The organism is Haloarchaeobius caseinilyticus (assembly GCF_051207395.1).
Lineage (GTDB): Archaea > Halobacteriota > Halobacteria > Halobacteriales > Natrialbaceae > Haloarchaeobius.
Map to the genome: position 1 here is coordinate 61003 of NZ_JBPJZC010000006.1, position 25987 is coordinate 86989.

17 protein-coding genes are annotated in these 25987 nt (G+C 51.1%); 9 read left to right on the forward strand and 8 right to left on the reverse strand.

Annotated elements, in window-relative coordinates:
* Nucleotides 1-207 precede the first annotated feature (207 nt).
* From ACSC1P_RS21895 to ACSC1P_RS21910, 4 genes are all read left to right on the forward strand, one after another.
* Nucleotides 208-1551 carry an orc1/cdc6 family replication initiation protein gene (locus ACSC1P_RS21895; protein ID WP_435362350.1) on the forward strand — a complete coding sequence of 448 codons (1344 nt, stop codon included), beginning with the start codon at nucleotides 208-210 and terminating at the stop codon, nucleotides 1549-1551.
* Nucleotides 1552-1556: 5 nt separating this feature from the next.
* Nucleotides 1557-2735, forward strand: a complete 1179-nt coding sequence (locus ACSC1P_RS21900; protein WP_435362351.1) for a hypothetical protein — start codon at nucleotides 1557-1559, stop codon at nucleotides 2733-2735.
* Nucleotides 2736-2809: 74 nt separating this feature from the next.
* On the forward strand, nucleotides 2810-3244 hold the full coding sequence (locus ACSC1P_RS21905; protein ID WP_435362352.1) for a hypothetical protein: 435 nt from the start codon (nucleotides 2810-2812) through the stop codon (nucleotides 3242-3244).
* Between the two features lie 60 nt (nucleotides 3245-3304).
* Complete coding sequence (locus tag ACSC1P_RS21910) at nucleotides 3305-3778, forward strand: hypothetical protein (RefSeq protein ID WP_435362353.1); 474 nt, start codon at nucleotides 3305-3307, stop codon at nucleotides 3776-3778.
* Between the two features lie 60 nt (nucleotides 3779-3838).
* On the opposite strand, the gene ACSC1P_RS21915 is transcribed toward ACSC1P_RS21910, so the two are convergent.
* The 8 genes from ACSC1P_RS21915 to ACSC1P_RS21950 form a co-directional block, all read right to left on the reverse strand.
* Entirely contained in the window at nucleotides 3839-5419 is a 1581-nt protein-coding gene (locus ACSC1P_RS21915; RefSeq protein ID WP_435362354.1) for an ATP-binding protein, read from the reverse strand.
* Nucleotides 5419-6663, reverse strand: a complete 1245-nt coding sequence (locus ACSC1P_RS21920) for a tRNA-guanine transglycosylase (protein WP_435362355.1) — start codon at nucleotides 6661-6663, stop codon at nucleotides 5419-5421. The genes ACSC1P_RS21915 and ACSC1P_RS21920 overlap by 1 nt, the downstream gene beginning before the upstream one ends.
* Nucleotides 6663-7127: a DUF6884 domain-containing protein gene (locus ACSC1P_RS21925; RefSeq protein ID WP_435362356.1), complete on the reverse strand. Its 465-nt coding sequence runs from the start codon at nucleotides 7125-7127 to the stop codon at nucleotides 6663-6665. The genes ACSC1P_RS21920 and ACSC1P_RS21925 overlap by 1 nt, the downstream gene beginning before the upstream one ends.
* A gap of 92 nt (nucleotides 7128-7219) precedes the next feature.
* Complete coding sequence (locus tag ACSC1P_RS21930; protein ID WP_435362357.1) at nucleotides 7220-9202, reverse strand: DUF5591 domain-containing protein; 1983 nt, start codon at nucleotides 9200-9202, stop codon at nucleotides 7220-7222.
* A 198-nt stretch (nucleotides 9203-9400) separates the two neighbouring features.
* Nucleotides 9401-9856 (reverse strand): DUF7970 domain-containing protein, encoded by a 456-nt coding sequence (locus tag ACSC1P_RS21935; protein WP_435362358.1) that lies wholly within the window; start codon nucleotides 9854-9856, stop codon nucleotides 9401-9403.
* Nucleotides 9853-10746, reverse strand: coding sequence for a ParA family protein (locus tag ACSC1P_RS21940; protein WP_435362359.1), 894 nt, complete (start codon nucleotides 10744-10746; stop codon nucleotides 9853-9855). The genes ACSC1P_RS21935 and ACSC1P_RS21940 overlap by 4 nt, the downstream gene beginning before the upstream one ends.
* A 337-nt stretch (nucleotides 10747-11083) precedes the next feature.
* Complete coding sequence (locus tag ACSC1P_RS21945; RefSeq protein ID WP_435362360.1) at nucleotides 11084-11524, reverse strand: phospholipase D-like domain-containing protein; 441 nt, start codon at nucleotides 11522-11524, stop codon at nucleotides 11084-11086.
* Nucleotides 11499-15434, reverse strand: a complete 3936-nt coding sequence (locus tag ACSC1P_RS21950) for a DEAD/DEAH box helicase (RefSeq protein WP_435362361.1) — start codon at nucleotides 15432-15434, stop codon at nucleotides 11499-11501. The genes ACSC1P_RS21945 and ACSC1P_RS21950 overlap by 26 nt, the downstream gene beginning before the upstream one ends.
* Nucleotides 15435-15657: 223 nt before the next feature.
* On the opposite strand from ACSC1P_RS21950, the gene ACSC1P_RS21955 reads away from it, so the two are divergent.
* From ACSC1P_RS21955 to ACSC1P_RS21975, 5 genes are read left to right on the forward strand one after another with little or no spacing between them, the layout of a single operon-like run.
* A complete protein-coding gene (locus tag ACSC1P_RS21955; RefSeq protein ID WP_435362362.1) occupies nucleotides 15658-20331 on the forward strand; it encodes a DEAD/DEAH box helicase in 4674 nt (1557 codons plus the stop codon).
* 46 nt (nucleotides 20332-20377) lie between these two features.
* Entirely contained in the window at nucleotides 20378-21343 is a 966-nt protein-coding gene (locus ACSC1P_RS21960; protein ID WP_435362363.1) for a hypothetical protein, read from the forward strand.
* Entirely contained in the window at nucleotides 21340-22206 is an 867-nt protein-coding gene (locus ACSC1P_RS21965; protein ID WP_435362364.1) for a hypothetical protein, read from the forward strand. The genes ACSC1P_RS21960 and ACSC1P_RS21965 overlap by 4 nt, the downstream gene beginning before the upstream one ends.
* On the forward strand, nucleotides 22203-25238 hold the full coding sequence (locus ACSC1P_RS21970; RefSeq protein ID WP_435362365.1) for a hypothetical protein: 3036 nt from the start codon (nucleotides 22203-22205) through the stop codon (nucleotides 25236-25238). The genes ACSC1P_RS21965 and ACSC1P_RS21970 overlap by 4 nt, the downstream gene beginning before the upstream one ends.
* Nucleotides 25225-25911 carry a hypothetical protein gene (locus ACSC1P_RS21975; RefSeq protein ID WP_435362366.1) on the forward strand — a complete coding sequence of 229 codons (687 nt, stop codon included), beginning with the start codon at nucleotides 25225-25227 and terminating at the stop codon, nucleotides 25909-25911. The genes ACSC1P_RS21970 and ACSC1P_RS21975 overlap by 14 nt, the downstream gene beginning before the upstream one ends.
* The last annotated feature ends 76 nt before the right edge of the window (nucleotides 25912-25987 follow it).

Below are 25987 nucleotides of genomic sequence, written 5' to 3' on the forward strand. Positions count from 1 at the left end.
GATAATTGTTACAGCGGAAACGTGGGGTGACTACTCTCAGTTTCCTTCCAACGTCGGCGAACGATACAGCGGAAGCATAGGATACATCGAGGAATTCAGAAAAGCGTGTGTACTGGTTTCAACAGAACTCTATCGGGGCTTTACACAGGAAACGTCGTGTACACTAACCATGCATCTTTAATATGTAGTGAATATACGGTGTGAGACATGACTTCGGAAGAGAAGGGTGAACTGACTGACCCTGGGGAGGGCACTGGCGACGACCCTGGCACAACCGAGGCAGCAACCCTCGATGCGGCCGCTGCAGAATTATTCCCAGATGAGCATCCCATCTTCGCGCGCAAGGAACTCCTTCAAATCGGCCACATTCCTGAGGGAGATCGGATTGTCGGTCGCGATGAAGAGATTCAGTCCCTGGCGAACCAGCTTATCGACGCTACGCAGGGTAACTCACCTGAGAACGTCATTATCTACGGGAAAACCGGGACCGGAAAGTCTCTTGTTTCGAAATACGTGACCCGGGTCACGAAGTGGAAAGCTGAACGCGACAGCGACGTTTCTGTCGGCACTGTCTACATCGACTGTGCAGAGGACACAACCGAGGCACAGACTATCGCTACCATCGCCAGTTCGCTCAACAATGCTGGGACAGAGATTTCTATCCCTCCAACCGGGCTCTCAACCGGCCAGTACTACAAGCGACTCTGGTCCGTGATGGATGCACTACACGACGTCGTCATCGTGATCCTCGACGAGGTGGACATGCTCGACGACGACGACAAAGTAGTGATGAAACTCACCCGTGCCGAGGAAGCAGGCAAGGTCGATTGCGACATCGGGCTCATCGCCATCAGCAACAAAATTCAGTACGTCGAAGGACTCGACGAGCGCGTCAAGAGCAGCTTCCAGGAGACAGAACTATTCTTCCCACCGTACGACGCAAACCAGCTTCGGGAGATTATGCGCAACCGCGCTGACGCCTTCCGCGAAGACGTTCTCACCGACGACGTCATCCCGCTCTGTGCCGCGTTCGCAGCTCAGGAACATGGCGACGCTCGACGCGCGCTAGACATCCTCCGGAACGCCGGTAAGCTCGCCTACGAGCGAGGAGAAGAGCAGGTGACCGAAGTCCACGTTCGCGACGCACAAGACCTCGCCGAGAAGGAGCGGTTCCGTGAACTTATCGGAGAAGCCCCAACACAGTCGAAAGCTGTGGTCCTTTCGCTCGCATTGTTGACAATCTCTACTGAAGAGGATACGTTCACTACGGGCGATATCTTTGCTGTCTACAAATTCATCTGCACTCAAGTCGACATGGACACCCTCTCCGAACGGCGTGTCCGCGACCTCATAAGCGAGCAGAATTTCCTCGAGATTCTGTACTCTGAGCCCCGGAGCCGTGGACGAGGTGGAGGGCGATACAATGCTCACCGGCTCATCGACGACGCAGGGCTCGTGAAGGAGACGATTCTCGAGGACTCTCGATTCGACCAGCTGTTCTCCGATGTTTCGGAAGACGAGCTAGGGCGAGTGATCCAGAGCCGAGTGTGACACTCATGAATGAACCGACCGTATTCAAAAACGTACTCACAGAGCTGGAAAAACACGGATACGACTGCTTAGTCCACTTCCCGACCGCTCATGCAGAGGACTACGAAAGCATCACTGAGTCCTATGACCGACATCAAATCACGATTGCGGGACGGTACCCGGACATCATCGGTTTCACTCCGTCGGATGCCGTCTTTACCGTCGAAGTCAAAGGATCCTCAAATATCTTGAAGGGAATAGGCCAGGCGGTGACGTACAAGAGAGGTAGCCATCAAACCTACCTGGCTGCGCCGGAGTCACACCTCGAACCCCACATCGACCACTTGGCCGGCCACGGTATTGGTGGCCTTGCGGTTTCACCAGATGGGGACGTTGCTAGGCATGAGCCACGTGGGAATACAGTCCCAGCAGAACTGACGGACGTTCAGGGACGGTTGACCTATCAGCTTCGCCACGATGCGACGGTGTCCAACGTCTCGACGGTCGCGTTGGCGCAGCCGCTAAATTTTTTCGCACCTGTATTCGTCCTTTCCGAAGCCCACGTTCCGAATCGGGACGAACTTGCCCATCGAATTGAATCGGAGTTCGGCTTTTCGGCGACTGCATACGCGATTCAGGGTGCAAGGATGTTGAATCTCATCCAGTCCAACTCAGTGTCTCTCACAGAACAGGGGGAATTAGCGATGGCAGCGCTTGAGGGAGTAGGTGTACGGAACCTCGATGAGTTGAAAGCGTTGAAATCTCGAACACATGGGTCTGTCGTCGCCGTCGAGGAGCCAGCGATTGCGACCTTACTCCGGTCGTTGTACCGACAACATCCAGATTTCAGATTGCTCCTTGAGGCAGTGCAAACGCTGGAGGCTCAATTTACGTTGCCTACGCTGCTCGAAGAGCTGGTCAAGTACTATCCAAACGTCTTTTTGAATCTCGTCTGTCGACAGCAAAGTTGGGATACTGCTCGTGAACTAATTGAGAGCGGGGAGAGACAGCAGCTGTACTCAGATCGAGATGTCTGGGAAGAAGTTCTCCACAGTAACTTCATCTCAAATTTTGTCCAGCAACTGAAACACATTGGTGTTCTGTCGCCGGAGGTGGTAGGTCACGCTGAGGCGCTAGGTGAATACGATCCCCAGACGAAGCCGTGGATCGTATCAGCCCGATTCAGTGATTCTGAGCCGAGTTAGCCTGATGTTTGATATAATTTATTTTCGCAGACTAGCACCCAAACTATTAATAATATGGAACGAAGGTGGGAAATATGCCAAAATTGAAACGGAAGAAGGGATCTGGAACTCCCGGAGAATGGTATATAAATATACCAAACTACGGTGCGGGGCAACCAGTGTCCACACTTCAGGTTCGCTCGACTGGCAGAGATATTCTACTGAGTGCAAACCTGGACCACGATAATACGCCCAAGCGTACTACTTTCGTGGATTGGGACCTCTACTACACGCTTAACGAACTCAATCTTCTCTATACAAAAGGCGATACGTCTGACTCTACTGATATCGATTTACAGCCTGCTGATGACGAGTCGCTGGAAAAGCTCTCGCCAGAACAGCGAGTTGCCTTTGCATGCGGTTTGGCCAAACACGAGCCTGTGGAGCGCCTCGTCCGGTCGGAACAGATTCTTGAGCTGTATCAATCACTTCCTCCTAGAACTTCTGGGTACAACCTACTCCTAGCTTAAATACTTGAAGGGACACCGTTTGACCCTGACACAATTCTTAACATTGAAACGTGGGCTGATATGTACTCTCCTGGTTACCCTCCAGATGTCGAAGAATACGATACTACGCTTCTTGCTCTCGTCGTGAAACTCGTCTTTGAGACACTCTCTTCAAACCCTTGCTCGCTATTTGACAGCGTTGTTGAAACTAAGGACAGTTATGAGCTGTGGTTGTTCGAAGACTTTCTTGCACTGGGCGGCAATGAAATCATCTTGTATCCAGTTGAGGAGCATCTCAAACAAGGGCTTTCTGAAGAAGGGCAAGAAGTTTTAAGAACAGACTCATTCGATATCGTTGCCCCTCTGAACCCCAGATTTCTCGAATCGGTATATACGTGTCTGTCGAAGGGCCAACTCCAAACCGAGCTCGAACTCTTCGAGACGACAGTCAAGAACGAAGTTTGTACGGGCCACTTTCTGCTGTTTCCTAAACCGACTGATCGAAGTGATAAAATCATCCGGGCGAATTTCAAAGAAACGTCGGGCTACGGTTAAGGAACAGTATACCTGTCTGATTATATCACAAGACTAAGTTAGAGTATAGCCGTTATATCATTAGTCGAGTGCCGAGGTTGACGCTACCTGTTCTATGGACTGCTGGTCAACACTCCGAATATCGCTTACGACAATAATATCGCAAGTTCCTTCTTCCTCGTCTCGACTGTATGTAAGTGAATTATTGTCGAAGTCGAAGCTAATACTCGTCCCGAGGTATCCACTTCGTTCCAGCTCTCGAAGACTGTCCTTGTCGCCCCAATCCCAGCAAACAACTACGTCGATTGGCGACAGTGGCGATTCGTTATCGAAGTGTTCGTAGAGGCTCTCCCAGACAGCCGCACCTTCGAGAGTATCGTCCCGGCGCACGATTGCTGTAACATCATCCCCAGGCCGGAAGTCCTCCACGACGAATGAACGGTCTTCACTCTGTGCTGCTGCCTGTTGAAGGGTGAATAGAATTTCCGCCTGGTTCGTTGGCTCGAAGCTACCTCCTTCGATACGCTTGACCCTATCGACGACGTTTGCGGATTCTGAGGACGCCTTTCGAACGATCTCTCCCTCTCTACGCGCGTTGAGATAGCCTTTAAACCAGGGGTCGTGAGTCACCTTGGAGAGATAGTGACCAAGCTCTTCTTCGAGTTCCTGATAGACGCTGCTGGACTTGTTCCGAATCTTCTCTCGATTTGCAGAAAGTTCTATATCTTGACAGTTTGCGACGAAGAGGAAGTGGATGAACTCGTTGTCGTGGGCAATCGCCTCGTTGAGCCTTTCGACTTTGATGTGGTCTTTGGCGAGCCAGATCCCGAACTGAGTAGAATGGCGGCCAAATGTCGGGAGTTCGTTCCTCGTGTCTTTCCCGCCTGCCATCCCGACGACCTCAACCGTCGACGTCCCATCGTCGTGTTCGATCTCAAGTTCTTCCGGGCCGTACCGTTTACACATCCGTTTCGCGGGGAAATCCCCGTTACCTGGTTGGAGTTGCTGAGATGGGAACGTGAACTTATTCGTCGTCGTCAACTTCTCTTGGGAGTCGTCGATTTCCTCATCCAGTTTTACGTGGATCTCCATTTCGTGGAAGTCGTCATCGAAGAAGTGAGCAGTGGAGCCTGCGATTGTCTTCCACTTCAGGTAGTTGTGGATCTTGGGGTAGGTGAGAGACCCTGGATTGAATCCGTGTCCTGATTTGAACCCGCTGATTTTGATGTACGTCCCAGACCGTGACTGGGGTGCGTCGGATTCACGAACTTCATACTCAGGAAGAGTTCGGTCATTGAGCTTCTCCCACGGCTTCTCCATTGTGGCGTGGAGGGTCGTTCCATCTTTCGTCGTATTTACGACAATTTTGTCACTCTTGTAGAAAATCTTCGTCCCGTGGCCTTTGTAGCCGATTGAGTCGGTTTTCTTCGAATTGCCGAGGTCGAAGAAGGACTCGAGATTCCCATGGTCCATCCCTTCCCCATCGTCCTCTATGATGATATCTGACCCGTTGGAATGAGACCTGATCGTGATGTCTACCCGCTCTGCTCGTGCGTCAAAGGAGTTCGAGAGCGATTCACGGAGCAGCTCTAATGGGTCCTCGAAATCGCTTGCTATCTCAAGAAACTCGTTGACTTCGTTGACTTTCGGTAGTTGCTTCATTAGAAATACCCTCCAAGTGACTCGTTCACCACTCGATGTGCAAATCGGCGAGTCGACCGATTACGACCGACCGTATTATCAATATATTCGACGAGTCCAGCTTTCCCGCCGTCACGGATGCAATTTCGAATCTTTTCTAGTTCCTGCATCTGTACGTACTGATTATGAACAGCTACTGGGCCCATCTTATCCTTACGATACTCAGCGTTCCCGCGCATCCGTGAACGAAGCTCTTCTGAGGAACAGACTGGACAGTCGCATTTGCTCAAATCCACTTCGTCCACGCGTACAGTATCGAAAAGCGAACGGTAGTACTTCCCGTTGATTGCTGCCTGAATATACGAGGAGGAGTCAAACGTATCAGCACCAACGGCGGCGAGGATAGGGATAGAGCTTCTTGAAATCCCAAGTACGTGAAGTGGAAGCCCACTCAGTCCCCGTTCGTTCATGACTTGACGACAGCCCTGAACTGCGTCGATGAGTACCCCCTTATTGTCCTTCTTCGGGACTAACCCTCCGAGAGCGATTCCATCGAAGTACTTTGAGATCTCCATATTTCCGAACACAGCCTGGAGTTCATCGAAGAACGTGTCTATCATCGAGTAGTTGTATCCCTGGACTGTGAGGAAGCGTGCAGCAGGATAGTCTTTAGAAACCCTGAGGAATTCGATAGCGTTCTCTGCCGTCTGTCGGGCCTTCTGAACCCGTTCATCGAAGCTATCGTCTGGCTGGATTGGAAGGTCTAAATTGACGAGAATCTCTCCGCCAAGCGCTTTTTGCATCTCGAACACCGTCTGCTGATTCAATTCTATCTCGAAGTCACTTCCGTCGAGACCTCCCTGTGTGAGGTTTTTGTATCCGCCAGAATCAGTAAAGAGCATCCCGTCGAATCCCTCAAATTCCGGTCGGCTCTTGACTGGATCAGCCAAATACTCATCGAGCAAGTCCCGCCTGATACCGTAGTCGGTCAATGAGCCGACTGACATCATTGCTCCTTCAAAAAACGAGCTACAGTCGACGCCGTCTACGCGGTCGTCTCCATTGATTAACTCCTTGACTGTCCGATGAGTGCTTCCACCGAAGAGACTCCCTTTTCGGCCGCCACCATAGAAATTGATGACAGGGAAGAGGCTGGGGGTCTCCATCGTCATCCCATTGACTGTGAGACGACAAGCCCGGGCGTCACCTGCCGTTGCGGTAACAGAAAAATCGGTCGCCTTCGCTAGTGTTGACCCGAAACTCATCAGTTCTTCACCGTCTGTCCTGCCGCTGAAAGTGGAGTTCTGATATACTGCTTGAGTTGACTCCCACGTTCTCCGAGCCGACCAGTAAATGACTCAACTTTGACTGAGACGTTCTCCTCTAATCCAGAGAGTGCGTTGTGGTACTGCTGTCCCATGTTTAAGATTACTTCGTCATAATCCCCTGATTCGATTTCCCGAGTGAGGTCAGCCACAACTTCTGGACGCAACTCTTCTGCCCTTGAGGCATCCATTTTTCTGTCGTAGTGCTCGATTTCCGTCGACGGATTCAGGATTCCATGCTCGGCGGATAGAATTAGAATGTCAACTGAACGATTGAACTCTCCTTCTTTCTTGGCCTTTTTTATAATTTTGTAGAAATATCCGGAGTACAACTCAAACGCAGGAACCGGCTCAGAGGGCTCAATCTTCGACTTTGAGCAGGACTGTACCAATAAAGTTTGCATGAAATTCTCTTTGACTACGGAGGCCTTAACTTTGGGGGTATTGAATAGTGCATCAGTCAGAGGGCTTATCCCGATATAGGGGGGTAGAGCTACTACAGGTCCATATCGTCAGTAGGAATTTCGAGATATTCCATTAGCTCCTTGATGTTTTCCCGTCGGAAATGCTCAGTTAGCCGCAGTGCTTCTGGGTCCTGCGGGAAAACAACTCCGCGCCCATACGAATTGATTGCTTCTGTAATCACTCGACGATACGTACTGCTCGCCGCATAGCCGATAATCTCGTCGTATGAGTCTCCGTGCTCCTGCAGATACGACACCAGTCGATCACGGACTAACCTGATCTGGTCTAAATCTTGTTCGTTCAGTACGTACTCGTATTCCATCACCTCGTCTACAGTCTCTTTCTCCTCTGGAACAGGACCATACATGCCGGAGACAGTTACCTTGTGGACTTCCTCACGTTTCTCTCTCAGCCGTTCGATGATTACTCGATGGGTCCGTGATTCGCCGTACGGCTTTCGCTTGCTACAAGGGATAATCAGCAGTATTCTCTTGTCTTCTGGGGGTGCGTATCGCTGACTGAGGATATTGAAGCTGTTCGGTGTATGCTCGAGAGAAATACGTCGCTGCCGATTTGGTTGCTCGATTTCTATCCCAAACTCAGTAAGCTTCGACTGGTCTGTCGCGATATCTGGCCCGACAATCAAGTCGTACGCCTTCCGTTCCCGGAGTCGCTCTTGAAGTTCAGTATCTCGTATCTGAGCATATTTCAGCCCCTGCTTCACTTGCTCGTGTTTTCTAGCGAACTCAATGATATAATCCAGCAACTCCCCCTTCTGAATCTTCTCACGGACTCGCCGCATTTCGTCGTTATATACCTCGAAATTGTGGCGTGCTAACAACCCGTATGCTTCTGTTTTTGTCGGACCCGCCCCGTATGTGGGCTCCATATTCAGTCTGTCACGTAACGAGATTGGGTCCCACTCAGGGTGGTCATGAAGCGTGCAGTGTTCCAGATTACATGGGAAACGTCCGTCCTCGAGGTATGGGTCAATCTCGTCCAGATTCACGTGCTCCCACGTGCCCGGGATGACGAATTTCTTGTACCTCGCTGTCTGCATGTGCGTCGAACAGTCAAAGGAATCAGCTCCGAGAAGTGATAGTAAAGATACCTGTTTTCCTCCAACGCCGAAGATGTGAAGCGCAACCTCATCTTCCAAGTGGGCTGGAATTGCGTCTTTCCCACCCTGAACGATATCTACGAGCAGCTTCGTTCGACTACGCAGAGGGACGAGTGAGCCTATCGCGAAGCCATCAAAGTGTTGCGTCACTTCCTCCTCTTGAATCCGGTCGAGGAAGTTACGGACGTACCAGCTGATCGTTTCGTAGTCGTGGCCGTGGATCGCGATGAACACACCCGGTTCATCGCCGTTCTCCTTGCTCTCTTTGAGCCGCTCGATGCTCGCTTCATCTTCGTCGTTACGAACCTCAATCTGGTCCGGGTCTTCAAGCAGTTGGAGACATCGAACTGCACTTTCGATGCTCCGTTGCATCCGGTCCGTTTTTTCGGTCTCTCGGAGCTTCGGTGGAATTGGATAATCTAGCGTGGCGATGATATCCCCGCCAAAATCTGTCTGTAGCTTTAGAATACTATCCGGGTTCGTGTACAGCCCCCACTCGTTCTCGTTGCCGCCCTCTGATGGCGGTTCACCAAATGTATCCGAATTCATCAGGCTGAATCCCCCCGAGTCAATGAAGATCGGACACTGAATGTCAACGAAGTCCTCTTTGAGCTTTTCACGGAAGGTTTCCTTCCGCCACCTACCCAGGGTGTTCGCTGTCACACCGTAGTCCAAGAAACTCATCGCTTGGAACATCACTCCTTGCACGTGGTCTTTATCGAGAAGATTGTCGCGGAAATGTCGCCACGCAGCGCCAGACTGTGGCGTGGAGCCGCCTATGATATTGACGACGGGGAACAGTGCGGGAGTCTCTACCGGCCCGTGAGGAACATCTAATGTACCGAGCCGACCGAACTCACCTTCCTCGTCCAACTTGACGGTAAACTCCGGCATCTATTGACGCCCACTATCAGACGCGAATTGAAATGGCTTTGTTTTAGCGATTGAACCACCAATCTAACGTTGTCTTTGAACCTTCAGGTTTGAGGGTGCTAAAAAGCTAAACCGCTCCTTCCAATTTGTAACGAACGCTTGTAACACACGTTTGTAATATCTGATTGTAATGTCTTTTCCAAATTGGCTGATTGGGGTTCACCCTTCGTCTAATGCGTACCCCATCTCTAAGAGTTCCTTGAGGACGTCTTCACGGTTCTTCAATGCTGCGCGATACACAGCCTCTCGAACGTCGAACTTTGGAAGGTCTCGACCAAGCTTCGACTCCAGTTCCATGAGCAGATCTCGCTCTCCGTCAGCAACATCGTCGTGAACAAAAAACGTCAGGCGCTCGTCGCGCTCGAACTGAACTGACTTATCTTGGACTGCACGACGGACAATGTACGGCTGAACTGGCGACGAGGCGGAGGACGTGGCCGAACCAGAGTCAGAAGAAGATTCCTGACTGGTCGTTGCTGAGGATGAATCTGACTCAGTTTGTTCATTTGAAGTGCTATCGGAGGCAGGTTCGTCTTCTACATCCGAGTCCTCATCAGGTTCTTCTGATTCATCTCCCCATAGGTCGTCACCAGACCCAGACTTCAGACCAGTCATGCACTAACCTCCAAATCATCATCGAGGCTTCCTGGTTCGGGGGGACTCGGTGCTTCGATGTTTCCTTGTTGTTCCAAGAATCGCGCTAGCTCGTCGAACTGAGCCAACGTTTCCAGCTCATAGTCGCGTTGCCTTTCGCGATGGTCACGCACGTACGTGAAAGCACTACACCTCTGGCGCCAGCAGCCTTCCAACAGAGAAGTTCTATCGCGAAGAACGACGGGGACATCGAACCCTTGGTCTCTTACCTCCGTGATGATCTCTTCTTGGTCTCGGGTGCCCTTGAATTGATTCGGGACTGCAGCGAGAACACCGATGTTGATATCGAGTTGCTTTTCTAAGTTTGTGACGAGGTCGTCGAGTCCGCTAACTGAGGCTTGCCCTTTCCCTGAGGGTTCGACTGGAATTACAAGATTCCGCGTCGCATCGAGTGCGTTGTAGAGGTGTGGTCCAGAACTTGCAGGAGGGTCGACGAGCAAGACGTCGTACCGTTTGTGGACATCGGATTCACGCAGAACACGCTGGAGTTGAGTCCACATCGGGAATGACTCACCAAAGTCCCCTCGTGCTTCCTTCTCTTTTCTGAGTGCTTCACCAAGATCTTCAAGACGGTTGTGTTCGGGAATGATGTCGATGCCGTGTTCAACCGTTTTAATGAGACCTCCGAAGTCGCCTTTCGCTCGCCCCACTAGGTGGTGGACGAGCGTATCGACTTCGCTGTCAGAGCGGTCGTGGTCTACGTCGAACAGATAGCTTAGGTCACCGTCCTGAGGGTCGAGTGGTATTGCCAATACATTAAGTCCAGCTCGAGCATGGGCAACCGCTAGATTTGCGGTGAGCGTCGTCTTCCCAACGCCCCCTGCCTCACTGTATACCGCGTACGAGAGCATGGTCATACAATTACATACTTCGATTATAAGTTTTTGCCAATCAAACCAAATGCACCATGCAATTGCTCCCCACAATTGAAGCATGTGTTTGAAGCAAACATTTGAAACAACTATTTGTAATCGCCTTAGCTGGGATTCTACGACTTCGGTGAAGCGCAGAAATTTGGCACTTGAGGGTGCTCAAACTCTACGAAAACGTTTGAAACAACCATTTGAAACAACAGTTTGTAACGTCTCATCGGCACTTTTGAACCCCGAGTGAATCTCGTAGAAGTACAGAACAGTCACTCAGACAACCCGGCTTTCTAAGCTTCAAAAGAGGTGAGTCCCACGATTGTTATTGTCGTGCGATACCGAGTTCCTTCTTCAGATACTCCGTCGTAGAACCGTGCTCGTTCTCTACGATTTTACACAGCTCTCGGTTGACGCCGAACCCACGTTGTGTGATATTGGCTGACCCTGCGTAAAGCGCTTCATCCGAGATAATTGCTTTCGCATGAAGGTCGTCTACACCGATGACTTCGGCGTGGTTCTTCAACCGAGATACGATGTAGTCGTTGTGCGATTCAGTACTGTTGACTACTACCGTCGGTTTGGTATCGAGCATTGGGATAAGCTCTGACAGTCGGTACTGGCGCTCGTCAAAACGATTGTTCACCGGCAGTTTCACTTCGACGTCGCTCAACCACGCGGAAACGATCGCCGGGCGGTCGTAGTGGAGAAGCGTGAAGCCCAGAAAGTAGCTGAGGGCATCAGAATCTAAGGAAAATGCTCTCATCGTTCACCTCTGCTGCTGAAATTATCTCGTTGTCAAACATCATCTCTCCTGCTTCTGTTGCTGGTACACGAGTGAGGAAGTGGTCCCGGAGGACTTCGAGCAAAACATAGCTCAGGGCATCCTCCTGGTTGTGACCGGAAATACACTCAGAGATGTGCAGGTTCTCGACACAGCCATCGATGTCGGGTGAGAAGAACCGGGTACGGGCACGATCGATATTTTCAATTCCTGGTTCTAAGTCGCCTACTGCCTCCGCTGGGAAGTCAGTTTCACCGTCGATTTGTGCGTCAGCAATCGTGTGCTTGACTTCACATGTATCTTCAAATTCCACGCCTTCCTCTTGGGCGAGCCGATATGCTCGGTCAGCGGTTAGGACTACCTCTTGTGCGACTCGTTCTCGGATGTCGTCGTAGGGTACCTCTGGACTCAGGTGTTCGTCGACGACCTCCTGAACGGCCTGCTCGCTCCGGTCTGTAGATGCAACATCAGTGGCGAACGACCTGTCCGCCCATAGTCGCTCATTGATGACTTGAGTGTTATACCCGATTCGGGTCATCGATTCGAGCACGTTCCCGGGGTCGATTTCGAGTTCGTCGAATACCAGGTCAGTCAGTCCCTGCCCACCTTCGGTTCGTTCGAACACGTACACCTCACCAGCACCTTCGTCGACTCCATAGAACAGCATCGTCGTATCGACTCCGCTGATGTCGGCGACTAACTGTAGGAAGAAGTGCGCTGCAGTGTGATAGCCCAACTCCTCCACGCTGGTTCGGCCGAGGTTCTTGTAGCGACTGACTCGACCTCGGAGACTGTCGTTTTGCGTAATCTCCTGGATGAACTCGCTGATATCGATCGTGAGCCCACGCGTGGTTAACGAAAAGCCGAGCGGCGTTGTGGGGCTCGAAATCTCTGTACGTATCTTCTCCTCCCCAGTAAAGAGTATTCCATCCTCCGTATATCGTGCCGGAGTGATATCTAGAGAAACGCCTTCGAGTGTTACAGTCCCATCTAAGGTGCCGAGTGAAAGCCGCTCGTACTCTCCGTCGGAGTCCACTGTTTCTACGTCCGTCGATACCTGCGGGTCTGAGTGTATTTTGCCATGGGCACTGTCTCCGTGGCTCGAACAATTCCCTCTCTCAAGAATTTGGTAGCACACGGGACAGTACTGGACGACGTCTTTCGCGTCGTCGCTCTGATCTTGGAACGCAGAAAGGGGGATTTCACTCGGAATTTTGATTCCCTCCTCCTCATCACCTGGCACATCACTGAAGTCGAAAACAACATCTCCGTCCTCGACGCGTGTTCGCGGATGGAACAGGTGGATTTGACCTGACTGTTTGTACTCTGACCGTAGGGGAGCATAGCTGTGAACGATCGAGTCAATAGATTCTTCGCGTGAAGGCTGGCCGGGAGCTGTTACAGACACGTACTGGCCACTACTGTTGAAGTAATTTGGAGGAACGTACCAAACCTCTGCACCTATCCCGTCGTCTTCAACCTGCTTGTACCGGTCGAAGTAGTAGGCACTTCTGAGGAGTGACTTGACGTAATGGACACTCTCGTATGGCCGATTTGTATTCCGTTGTTGCTTTTCATCGAAATCGTAGAACGCTCGGAGCTCCTCCAAGAACTGCTTCAGGTGCCGAATTTCTCGACGACGCGCTTGATTCTCTTCGAAGCGGTCGTCGTTGATTAGCGGTTCAAGCTGTTGGACCACGTTCTCAATCTCTCCCAAGTCGCCGTACCCAATCGTACTCCCATCTAACCGCTTTATCTGTCCAATGATACTGCCGAAGTCAGCAATGATCGAACTGAACGTCTCTATGCGTGCTTCAAGATTTTCGGCAGGTTGCGAAAGAACCTCCTTTCGCTTGTCGTCCAGCTGTTCGAGAAGCTCGCCTTCCATCGGGTGACTGCTGTGCTGCTCGGCGGAAGCTTCGACTTCTGACTCGCACTTCTCGATGAAGCTAAGGATTGCATCCTGAACCTCACCGATGTACGCCTGAACGCCTGTGGATCCCAATCCGGGGCTTTCACCTTCATAGGAAATGAAGTTTTCAACTTCTTTGAACTCTTCCCTTAGTGAACTCAGGGCCGCGTCTAATGCATCGTCGCAATCTTCGATTGGGTCGTAGGCTTGAAGCGATGTAGAGGGAAATTCTGCATCGAACCGGTCACCGACGGCTGCCGATGGGTCCAACAGGAATTCTACCATCGACTCGAACCCAAGGGCTTCACCGAGGTACTGTTTGAAGAACGCCTGCTCTTGATCACGCTGGGTGTTGTAGCGTCGTTTATGTCGTCTCAGTTTGCGAACTGATTTGTAGAATTCTTGCAGACTTCTGTGAACCCATTTAACCACCTTGTTTTCCGGTCGTAGTGGGGTCCGCAATTCAGAATCCAGGAATCGATCAGCACGGTAGAACATGTTGGCGTCGCTGGTCAACGTTGAAAGGAAGACAAGAATGTGCGAGTCCATTCCTTTCTTCCGGGCGGCTCGACCGCTTCGTTGGATGAACGAAGATAGCTCTCGGGGGGTTCTGTATTGCGTTACAACCTCGATTGTGCCAACGTCGATTCCAACCTCTAAGAACGAGGTTGTGAGCATTATGTCCGCTGCAGCGGAGGCTTCAGCATTGAATCCGTGATCAGCAGATACTGGGAGGAACTCTAGATTCTCTTCCCAGAACGGGTCCGCATGGTCCTCATGAAGTTCTCTCGCGACACGCTCCCAGTTCTCGTAGCCGTCTCCCTCCCGGTGAAGCTGCCAGAGCTCTTTCGTTCGCTCGGCGTCCTGTAGTTGGTCAAATTTTTGATTCACCTGACTTTTACTGTCGATGAACGAGAGCGCTTTCGACCGGTCGTCCGCGTCTCCGCCGAGCACTGAGTGGCCCAACAGCATCGTCTGCTGAAGCATCAATGCCGAAACTGTTGGTCCCTCGTCGAACGTGGTGAGGAAGTAGAAGTGCTCGCGGTCGTTGTGTTCCTCATCGAAGTCTGATTTCGGCGGCTCGATTGCTCGAATCCGGTTCGGTGGCAAGTCAAACAGTTTCTTCGCGAACCGCTCTGGATTGTCGATTGTCGCACTTGCTCCCAGCCATAACAGTGGTTGGTCAGTTACTGCGTTGATGTTCTCGATAATACGGGCTGCATGTGCTCCGCGCAGACCCGTATACATATGAATCTCGTCGAAGACAACCGTATCGATTTTATCGATGATGTCGTAATTCGGCTTCAGTCCGAACAATTCCAGTGATTCGAGCGTCGTCAGGAGAATATCAGGTTGCTGGCCGTTGTGAGCGATCTCTTTTTTCGAAAGAATGAGTTCATTGTGTGAGAATTGGTGGTCTCTGTTGTTTTCACAAACAACCTGATACTCGTTACTCCCTCCTTCGAAGTAGAACCCGTGCTCTTCCTCTTCGCCACACCAACAGTTCGTCAATTTGAACCGGCCATTGGAGTCGAACACTTGGCTTGGTGGAGAGACGCTCTCGATATGGAACGGCTGATTGCGACTTCCGATGTATATTCCAACGCTCAAGTCCGTGTCCATCTGGTGGATGTGCTTGAGGATTCGACCCAACTGATCCTGTAGAAGCGCAGTTCGCGGGTAAACGAGGGCAGCAGACTCTTGGACATCAGCGGCGAGAAGCTGATATAATGCACCGAGGAACGCCTCGGTTTTTCCGAAGCCAGTGGGGGCAGCAAAAACTCCACCGTAGGGCGTATCTTTCTCGCGTCGTCGTCTATCAAACTCTTCGATTAGCTCCCAGCTTTGGGTCTGAAACTCAAGTGGCGTATCGAAGTCAAAAATCTGCAAAATTTGTTCAATAAAATCGCTGTCTCCAGTGTAGGGGCTCGGGTCACGTCGGTTCTGGAGACGACTCTCGTGTTTGAGCGCCTGGGTCATCAGGCGTGGCTCAGACCCTTCCTGATAGATTTGGGTGTTCTGTAGAAGTCCTTGGATGAGCGGGGCGACACTACTGTCAAAGCGCTCTGGGTCTGTATTATGATCGATAAATCGCATTTGTAAGTGAGATGCTTCTGTGGTTTATCCAGCGTATCCCTAAACGTTCCGGCGTGTTTCTTTACTTACTTTTAATGCACCCTACTGAGTTCTCACATGGTAAGGAATGCATGTACCTCGCGACGTATTGGGAGCAGCGCGAGAGCGGGCTTCGGAGATTACGTGGTGGAATCGACGGCTAACGAAGCTCCGACAGCATACGACCGCTCCAAATCTCGATGAATTTCTTGAGGGGGATCTGATTCAAACTAAAGGTCCGTATCTTGAGTTCGTCGAACCACCAGCGAAGGATTCAGTTTCCGCGCAGGACCGGTTGGACGACCTCGGTGTTCGTTCCTCTGTAATCGATGCCCTGACGCAGGTGTTATTCAGTGGTGACGGCTCTGGCAAATTGTATCGACACCAAGCAGAGATGATCGAGTCTATCGAGTCTGGTGTTGGAACGAATATTCTAACTGTTCCAACAGCTACTGGTAAAACGGAATCTTTCCTCATTCCGGTTTTGGACTCGTGCGTTTCAACCGACGCAGACGGACTCAAATCACTCATCGTCTATCCGACGAAGACACTGGCTGTCGACCAGCTCAACCGTATCGTCTCCTACGTAAATACAATCAACAAGAACCGCTCGGAGGAAGACGAAGTGAGCGTTGGTATCTGGGATTCTGACACACCCCGAGGAATCGGGACTCGTAGTTTTGAGCTCGAAAGCGGCGCGTACGTTCGGGGGCTAGAAGACCCATATAGTGGAAACAAGCTCCAAGTCGATGAAGACGGTGTCCCTGTCAATGGAAGTCGCTCATTTCCGTGGCTCAAGGTCACGCGCAATCGAATTGAGGACGGAGTGGACATTCTCCTAACGAACCCCGAAGCGATTGACCACCTCATGGTCAGCAACAACAAGGACAGTCGCTCCATTCTGGGGGCTAATCGAGGAGAGGCTCCACTCCAGCACATCGTTTACGACGAAGCGCACGTTTGGAGCGGCATCATGGGGGCAGGAATTAATCTGTTAAACCAGCGGCTGAAACACTTTTTCGATACCTCAAATCCTCAGATATCGCTAGTCTCGGCGACCCTGAAGAACCCCGAACAACTTGCACAATCACTCACGGACACTGACGAAGTCGTAGCAACTGACTTTACGCCTGCTCACTTCGATATCCCTGATAGTTCTCAGAGGTTCAGAGCGTTCCCACAATGCGACGTATCTGCAATTGCTGGTGCGCTTGTGTATGTGCAGCTCGCGGCTGACGGGGCTACAGGCCAAGTTGACCCCCCAGAGAGTGTAACAAATGCAGTAACTGCTCTCGAGACGATCGGCACCGTCTCAACAGCCCCACAGATAGGCTTTGACCTTCAGAACGGCGAATGGCTACAGTCAGCGACCAGAAGAGCGATACAGAGTGTTTTGTCCACTGATGGTGTTACTACCCCTGAGGAGTGTTTCTCAACTCGTCGAGGTCGTGAACGGGTCGCTCGCAACCTGCTTGACGACGCACAGACCGATTCACAGTGGAGAGACTATCTCACAACCACGGTTCCAGAGCTCCCACTGCTCATTGATTGGTTCCGGGGTGGGACTATTGGTCCAGTAGGGTTCAGACATTTAGACGATGTCGAGAACTACCTTTTAGAGCAAAGTGGCGAAGGCGAGAGTCCTTCGCTTGAGACTATCCTGGCACTCGGAAGATTAGCTGGAATGGTTACCGACCGCCATCATGCCTTCGTAAAACCGCCAAGAGCGATCTACCAGTGTCGATCCTGTAACCGCCTCTCTGCCTCCGACAAGTGTGTTGTCTGCGATTGTGTAGCCGTAGAAATCCGGTTTTGTCGAAGTTGTCACCATCCGTTTAGTTTCTCGAACGCTAATGACGAAGACGATGGGGGCACCTATATTCCACTCTCAAAGGAGACGCCAGTGACTCGATGTCCTGACTGTAGTTCAAAAATCCGTGGTTCGGATATCGGTGTGCCAACGTCGTCACTTCTGTCGTACATGCTGTCCGAGATGGTGAAAGAAACGCCGTCGAGCAAGACTCTCGTCTTTTCTGACTCTCACTCTGCTGCTGAAAGCGTCGCGAAGAGAATACAGACAACCGAGTACGGACTCATGGCGGAGACGCTCTACGTAAAAGCACTTCTTGAGCGGGGAGGGGTGGCTCAACTAGACGAGCTACACACGACAGTCTCTAAGCAACTCCTGAAGGAATATTTCGAACCATTTCGCGACCCAAATCTCAATCACACCGGAGCGGCTTACGACATGGTCGTCAGAACCCGGAACCGAATTTCAGACCAAGCTAACCTCTACAACACAGATCATCTGTTGAAGTCTGCTATCGTCACTTCGGACGTTGTCTATGAAGAAGCGTCGACGGCGTTCGAGCTCGCTATCGGTCACGCGCTGTACACCCGATTGGCCGGTGATGACTATGTAAAGTTCAGTAAGGACGGAATCACCCTCTACTGTTTGACTGTCGACAAGGTATACGAGAGAATCGCTGACGACATCGGAACCAGCGTCGACGATGTTGAGCCTACGGTCAATAAATTTCTCCAAGCACTGCACGAGGCGGGTATCATTCATGAGGAGGACTTCGATACGGTCCGTTCGCGGGTCAACTCGCAGGCAGATACCGATGAACAGGCATCTGCGATACGTGAATATCTGATTGAGCAGGGAGATAAATTCCAAGAAATCGTTGGGTTGGATCTCATTGAGAGCGGGCTCATAGTTCACAAGTACAAGCGAGACAACGCTCCGCTTCGTCTGATTCCATCTATTGGATTCTGCAGAGACTGCTACCGCACACTCCCTGCGACGAGTGATAGAAAGTGTCTCGATGAATGTCCTAATTGTGGGTCCACTCTCTCCGTTTACGACCGTTTTTCAGTGGGTGACGATGGCGAGTACACTGGAGACGGCGTCGCGCCCGTCGACGATTCGACGGACTACGCACTTGACCACTGGGCCCACGATATCATGCGGCCCTTGAACCGAACTGATCTTGAGGACGACCTCCCGTTCGTCACCGTCGGAATTCATAAGGGGAACATCCCCGCCACACTCAGGGGCGCAATAGAGGAAGGCTTCCGTAAGGACGACCCAACAATTAATATTGTCAGCTCAACTCCGACGATGGAGCTGGGAGTCGATATCGGGACGCTCGAAACCGTCGCACAAGTCGGAATGCCGCCGACACTTACAAACTACGTTCAGCGTGCTGGTCGTACTGGCCGGAGCCAAGGAAGTTCATCACTCGTAACCACTGTTATCCGCGGTCAGCATCCAGTCGATGCTCACTACTACGAGGATCTTACGAACCGCTTCTTCGATGAGTTCGACCCCGTCCGAGTTCCTGAGGCCACTGAGTTCACGCACATTGTCGCTGCCCATGTCGTTGTCGAAGTATTCACATACCTCGCCCACAACCCACACCAATCAAACGTTTTCGAGAGGCGGTATGAGCTGGCAAACTCGGACTTCACCGCTGCTGAAGCTGTTGACGCGATAGAGGACAACCTGACCGAATTAGTTGAACTTGTCACTGGTGAATGGGAGGAACGTCTTCGAGACCACATCGAGGAGGTGTTCGGCCAGCCGGGACTGGAAGCGTTCGAAGCCGTATTCCTACAGCCTGGTTCTTTGAACCTACTGCACCGTGTGAAAGACGTTTATGGACCTCTTCGAGACACAGACGAGACTGTCGACGGTGACACTATCGATGACGAAGCAGGACGACTCAACCTCTGGCTTGACCAACTTGGATACCTCGCCTCCTACCGAAACTTTGGACAGGACTTCCCGGTTGAAATCGAAGGATATCGCGATGGGGTTTCATTTGAAAGTGAAGGGCGGCTCTACGATATGTTTCCTGGGCCTCGAAACGAGCCCGGGGCGTTGTTCACGCTCAGTGGGACTGACTACCTCGTGAACGATGCGACAGGAGGCCGTGTACTCACTACTACGAACATCTGTGCAAACGACGAGTGTGAGTGGCCGTTTCAGAGCTATTCTACTAGCGAAAGCGAGTGCCCTCACTGTGGAACTCCGCTTGAGGAGACGACGGTACACAAAATCGAGTCGATTCAGTGCCGTGAGGCAAAGGGCGGCGAGCGCAACTGGACCACCAGTCCGCTCCAGACGAGCCGTGCAGAGTATCTCGAGACAAGGGATGCCACAAAAACCGGAGGCAGTGTCCTTGGAGTCGACAGTACATTACTAACTGGGTCCTTCGAAATTACTAACTTCGTATATGCGTATGAACGGTTCCATCCCAGCAGTGATGGCGCCAAAATTCTCCAGAGCGAGGCAGAAATCCACTCGATGAGTGAAGATGCGCCTTCATATGCACCAATCGGAACGCAGTATACTACCAGTGGAATTCGTATCGAGTTCCCGATGAGTGAGGTCGCAGCAGCCTTTGGATCCGATACCGTCCGTTGGCCACAATTTCTGGTTAGCCTCCAACAAGCCTGCAAGCGGGCAATCGCGATTCAGGGACAATTCGATCTTGCAGATTTCGATGTGATGGTAAACCTAGTCGATGACACGCTTCAGCTCACTGTGACAGACGGCCGTGAGGGAGGGACCGGTGTAGCATGGCGGCTCAGAGAGTTCCTACGAGAGGGCTTCACGGATCAATTGGAACAGATCGCGAATTGTAATAACTGTCAGCACTACTGCGAAGAGTGCCTCTTACTCCCCCGGACTCCGGCGTCATACCTTGAGAGTGGTCTTCTGGACCGCCAACCACTTGTGAAGTTCTTGAACTAATCTCCGGTAACTATTTGTTTGTCACCCCTCCGATATCGGCAAGTGAATGAACTGGGAGCAATTGAAGTATTGGTGGACAAATTCTGAAGTCGTCTATGTCGATGAACCATTGGAACGTAGGTTTGGATTCGGGATGCTCAGATCACTGCCAGCGGTCAATCGAATAAATCTGGTTGTCCAACAGGGAAACGTAAATGAAGGAGCTGATACCAGCTCGACTGGGTTATTTACTTATCCGAAGCAGTGGCGACAGCTAGGCAATGTCGAACAGTTTGGGATGGAACCACATGAGTGGCGATTACTGGATGAAATAGAGCCAGCTTCCCGCCCGGTTGGAATATTCACAAACACTTGGTACGAACAGAAGTTACCATATTCGATAGGACAGCTCGTTTCGAAATGTAGACGCTCGGGAAGGCCTGTATACGTATTCGCCGACGACAGAGAGTTCCAGATTGACTCGGCGACGCGACCGCTTCGAGAGGAGCACTATACCTTCTCGGTTGAAGGCGGATACCCGGTAGTATATGATGCGTTGAAGGAATACTACCAATCGCAGGGTATCAGATTCCCGCTTTCCGACACTCGAAACATCTTTCTCCAAGATAATGCCTTCCTCTTCAATGAGATACAGAGTAGAAAATCGGTTTCTTCAGCACAGGAATTGTTTGACGTTGTTTCAGAAGCCCCGTATCTACCCTTGTATGGCTCCTTGATCCAGATATTCAACCGAAATGACTCCAAGGGATCAGACGCTATCCCGAGTGAGGAACTAGATGCATTTCGAAAGTGGCTGATGCGTCGAATAAATTGGTCTTCTTCCATTTCTCGTGACGTTGCTGAGTCACTGAACGAGAGAGTATTAGCTGATGCCAACGTCTTCGCTGCTCCGACCAGGGTGAACCATCCAACAAAGATAGATGTCGATGAATACCTACCAAAACTCACAGACGGATCTTCACCGCTCCATTATTTATATGCGAGGTGGCTTAATGAGGGCACACAGATATGAGCGGTTCTAACAGTGAAGGCTACATTCTAAATTCGGGTCCTAACCCAGAACGGATGTTCATCCTCTGGGACGCAGTCAACCGGGGGAAGCAGACTGATGACGAAATTAAGGCTGACACCAGATTCAGTGATAAGCAAATAAATAGAGTCGTGAGCGGGCTTCACCAATTACGGATGCTTGAGGGAGGGGAACAGTACGATGCTGTGGAGCTCTCGTATGAGTCCGCCTCTGATTCGAGGAGAACCGCGTTTGGCCTTACGATTTTAAATAACGTCATGGCTGAGAGCACGCCCCCTGATTGGAGTAAACAAGCAGCGTTGCCGCTAACAATTTCTTATCTGCTGAGTGAGAACCTTCAGCGATTCAATCGGATGGACAAGACGCTTGCTGACAAGATCAATACCTACCATCGAAATAATGAGTATATTCCACGAGATCACCAGGGGGACCCGAACGATATGAACGACCGGAAGCTCCAGAACTGGGTCTTCTTTGCCGACTTCCTTGGCGTCGTCCGAAAGTGGGATGGCAAGGAATACACGACTTATCTGTCACCTGATCTCGTATCCTCATTGCTGCAGGTGGGGGTTGAGTACCTTCCTGATCAGGCCTCATCCTCGTCTGAACCAGCCGCAATCAGCGTTCGTAGCTGGTTGGAACTGGTCTCCGAACGCTTCTTCCCCGTTGAACTAACTTCCTCCAATGACATTCCAATGATTCTTGCTCAAACACTTGTTGACCTATCTGAACGAGAACGAATTCGCGTCGTAGAGGCTGGTGACGAAGGTCCTGTTGGATTGCAAAAAACGCCAACCCCCGGTAGCATGGACGCTGAAGCAAACGCGATTCGATTACTCAAATGAGTCAACAAGAACCTTCTACATCACAGCCGGAAAACCCGGATAGAGTCCCAGAGGATTCGTATTGTGGGCATTTTGACCAGCTCACGAAGGCTCGATTTAACCAGCTTTTCAACCGAGTCGCTGCGATTCGAGCAGCAGATGATGAACAGAACAATATCGGCACGTCTGACGATCCGTTCCCAGACATTTTCGAGTTCACTCATCAGCCAATCACAGTCTACGAAACCGGTAGTGGAGTTCCAAACAATACCACAAAGACAGTCTCTGAACGAGAAATTCTAAGCGAGCTTCAGGAAACCCGCTCAAAGAACTTTGCTGTCGTCATTCAAGGCAACACAGGAACTGGGAAGTCTGAACTTTGTTCTTACCTCATTCACCAAATTCAGGACTCGCGGCCAGTTCTCGAGGTGAGAAAGAGCGATGACCTGATGACGCTGGTAACGGAACGAATTCCTAACTTCTACGAATCAGAGTTGGGGAAAGAATTCCCCGACAAGGTCAGCTACGATGAAATTGATAAGTCACTTCGAAATCCCAGCGAAGACATCCCCGGGCTAATCACACGAAAGGCTACAACCCTGCTCAATCGTGAAGGATATGAGCTGTCCCCTAACACCGATCATGCCGCAATTCAGGAGTTCCTTGACGGAAAGATGGAAGTTCTGATGAAAGATGTCGAAGACCGAGATGAGGGGACTCGGCTAATAAAGTCGACTGAGTACGAACAGAATGAATTCTTGCAGATCTTTGAGGAGCCGACTGAAGACCCAGAGTACGATGTTCTCAATAATGCTCTCTGGAACGCTCTGCTAGATGAATTCGACACACCTCCGCTTGAAAAGGTCCTGGAGACTGTGGGAGAGGAGTTCACCGATGTACGGCCTGTTATTGTCTTTGAGGACTTCTCGATTGCTGCCGTACAGGCCAAACAAATCGGGCAATTCGTCGAACGGGACATCCAGGGCGACCCGTGGGACTTCGTTATCGCTGGTACAAGCGATTCTATTCGGCCCCTACGAACTCAGACCTTCCTCGGGCGATACCGGTTCTTCCAAACGAATGGCTCCGACTCAAATCAAGTACCGTTCCTCACGAACGAGAACGTCGTTGAGTTCGTCCGTCCGTATCTCGCGTATCCAAAAACACACGACGGGAGTATTACCTACGCTCGGCCTTCAGACTCTAATCGATTACTGGAAATCTCGGGATTTGGTGATGGGGACAACATCTGCAGTGCCTGTGAATTGTGCTCAGAGCCGCTGGATAAGTCCCTGTTCCCACTTACGGAAACGTTCATCACCCGAATCTTCGATCCCGGACTTGAATCGAGCGAACGGTCCCCTCGAGAATTGATCGGGATTCTTGAACAGGTGCTTAATGAAACGTATTATGGACCGACGTCGATACCTTCCAGTGCCAGCGTACTCACCGACCTGAACTCTGAAATCACTCCCCACAGTGCTGTATACGAAGAAGTAGAGGAGTTCGTTTCCCTCGCAAAGTGGTATGGAGAGAGTCAGGGTGATGTCTGGGAAGTAGACCGCAGAATTCCTGATGTATTCGGCTTTTTGGAGGATTATGAGTTCGACACAGCTCCAACTACCCTCTCTGGTGGCATCGAAATAACAGAGGAAACAGTTAGAATCCCAAAAACGGATTTTGAAATTGACGATGTCGGGGGCAGCGTCACGGTAGAGATAACCGATGAAGATGATAGTGAGACTGAAGATGTAGAAACCGAGGACGATGATGAACCTCGACAGCTCACCACGGTACAAAGGATATTTCGGGAACACCGGGGAGCAGTAGATAGCTGGCAAGGGAACCCCGGCAACGAAAAGTACCAAGATACTGGTGCTTATCTCGCAACCGCAATTGAGGACTTACTGGAGACGTTTACTACCAGCTATAGCTTCTGGCCCGAATCGAGCCTCAGCTACAAACCGTCCGGTACAGACTATCCGTTCGTCTTTGCGAATACTGATGATATCGCTGATCCTGGTCAAATTGTTATTGACCCTGAGTCGTTCCGAGTCTCGAGGCTGTTCAAGCTCTTAGAACACGGGATTCGACTTGAACAGGGAACTGCCGACCGTGATGAACTGATCGAGAAATACGCGACTCAGTTTACCTCACTTGCCGTCCGGTGGCAGGAAGAGTCTCGGGAAGCCCTCATTGACAATGAAGAACTATTATTCTCGAAAAATGCGAGCAGAGACTTTGATGACTTCATCATTAGCACCTATGCTGCAATCTGTCTAATTGAAGATCCGTGGGAACCGGTTACTGCGACGCGACTCAACTCCCGATTTGCGAATAGCGATGACTTCTCGTTCGACACCTCGCTGAAAAACGAACTAGCAAATGGGATAGTTACGGATTCTGACGTAGAGGTCCTTGAGGACCTCATCGGAATGGCAGACTGCATTGAATCGCTACTTAAAGCCCGATTCAGTGTTTCGGGTAATCAACTAAACGTACCGACAGTACGACGGAGGCTCGGGGAGAACCCATTATCAGTGCTCGATGACTTGGCGAAGACCCGAATCGACAATATCGATTGGCGGGTCCACTTCTCCGATGACAATGAGACGCAACTCAAACAGCTCGCGAAGAAAGTCAATACTGTCTATTCGGTATTCGCCGACGTGAAATCGACTAGTGGTATCGACATCGACCCTGAGCAAATTATAGCACGGCTCGACGGTGTAACGGCTGACGAACTCAGGGACATACACTCAACTATTGAGACATCCTACGACGATGTCGCTCCTCCTGACTTCCTTGAGGACTTAGATAGTCTTGCAGAGCACGATGATACAGACTTCGATAGACTCCGAAACGGGGCGAGGGCCGTATTAAGAAACCAGTATGGGTTCACGCCACAGCTTCGCCAAGTACTAGGACTGGTGAAAATCCGTGCAAACCCTCTCGTTTCCTTGATCGATTCTATTTACAATGAAGAATCTATGACAGCCGAGTCTGTTGCTCCGAGGTTCCAGGAGGTGGCAAAATATTATGTCAACCAATAGGGAATATAGCTTAACTGCTCACCTGAAGCGGGTAAAGCGGCAATATCAACAACAAAGTCTCATCTTGCGGTTGGAGGAGCTAGCGGCTGATCTCCGTGACTTTCTCTTAGAGAAAGCGGTCGCAGAGGCAGTTCTGGATTACGATGCTGTGACACACGATAAACTTCGAGATCGAATTTCGTGGCTGAGGTCGGCAGCCGAAGCAGGTGATCTGGGAGTGGTTGCTGAACACATCGAGGTTGCAGAAGAAGCTCTCGAGGCAGCTGAGAGTCGGATGCAAGGTAACCGTGCCGAGCCGCTATCCACCTACATCAGTCGGCTCGATTCTATGGAGCGACTGAACGAACAACTAGGCGTGGTTGACCAAGCGACCCTTCGTGAGCTAAGGACCTTGGCTGAAGAGGGCCGATGGACTGACGACCTCGATATCGACGAAGACACACCGATTGAAGAGGCAGTTGACGCAGCCGTAGAGTTTGGCGAAGCTCGTAGGGAAGAGTACGATGTTGCGGAGCAAGCGATATTTAAACCGTACCTTGAAGGCGAGCTCGCGGAGATTGTCGAGGCTCTTTTATCTGACTCACCAACTGTCTTGAGTGGAATAGACCCTACCACGCTCGACGAACTGGCGGAGTCTGACTTGGGTGACTACGTCGGGCTCCGCTTCAGTTAGAAGGCTTTGATGAATCACTAGACGATGTCGACTTCGACCGTTCGAAATAGGAAGTTGAAGCAGAAAACCGTTGATG

Coding starts and splice junctions, on each gene's coding strand:
- ACSC1P_RS21895 (WP_435362350.1), top strand. CDS start 208: ATGACTTCGGAAGAGAAGGGTGAACTGACTGACCCTGGGGAGGGCACT.
- ACSC1P_RS21900 (WP_435362351.1), top strand. CDS start 1,557: ATGAATGAACCGACCGTATTCAAAAACGTACTCACAGAGCTGGAAAAA.
- ACSC1P_RS21905 (WP_435362352.1), top strand. CDS start 2,810: ATGCCAAAATTGAAACGGAAGAAGGGATCTGGAACTCCCGGAGAATGG.
- ACSC1P_RS21910 (WP_435362353.1), top strand. CDS start 3,305: ATGTACTCTCCTGGTTACCCTCCAGATGTCGAAGAATACGATACTACG.
- ACSC1P_RS21915 (WP_435362354.1), bottom strand. CDS start 5,419: ATGAAGCAACTACCGAAAGTCAACGAAGTCAACGAGTTTCTTGAGATA.
- ACSC1P_RS21920 (WP_435362355.1), bottom strand. CDS start 6,663: ATGAGTTTCGGGTCAACACTAGCGAAGGCGACCGATTTTTCTGTTACC.
- ACSC1P_RS21925 (WP_435362356.1), bottom strand. CDS start 7,127: ATGCAAACTTTATTGGTACAGTCCTGCTCAAAGTCGAAGATTGAGCCC.
- ACSC1P_RS21930 (WP_435362357.1), bottom strand. CDS start 9,202: ATGCCGGAGTTTACCGTCAAGTTGGACGAGGAAGGTGAGTTCGGTCGG.
- ACSC1P_RS21935 (WP_435362358.1), bottom strand. CDS start 9,856: ATGACTGGTCTGAAGTCTGGGTCTGGTGACGACCTATGGGGAGATGAA.
- ACSC1P_RS21940 (WP_435362359.1), bottom strand. CDS start 10,746: ATGCTCTCGTACGCGGTATACAGTGAGGCAGGGGGCGTTGGGAAGACG.
- ACSC1P_RS21945 (WP_435362360.1), bottom strand. CDS start 11,524: ATGAGAGCATTTTCCTTAGATTCTGATGCCCTCAGCTACTTTCTGGGC.
- ACSC1P_RS21950 (WP_435362361.1), bottom strand. CDS start 15,434: ATGACCCAGGCGCTCAAACACGAGAGTCGTCTCCAGAACCGACGTGAC.
- ACSC1P_RS21955 (WP_435362362.1), top strand. CDS start 15,658: ATGCATGTACCTCGCGACGTATTGGGAGCAGCGCGAGAGCGGGCTTCG.
- ACSC1P_RS21960 (WP_435362363.1), top strand. CDS start 20,378: ATGAACTGGGAGCAATTGAAGTATTGGTGGACAAATTCTGAAGTCGTC.
- ACSC1P_RS21965 (WP_435362364.1), top strand. CDS start 21,340: ATGAGCGGTTCTAACAGTGAAGGCTACATTCTAAATTCGGGTCCTAAC.
- ACSC1P_RS21970 (WP_435362365.1), top strand. CDS start 22,203: ATGAGTCAACAAGAACCTTCTACATCACAGCCGGAAAACCCGGATAGA.
- ACSC1P_RS21975 (WP_435362366.1), top strand. CDS start 25,225: ATGTCAACCAATAGGGAATATAGCTTAACTGCTCACCTGAAGCGGGTA.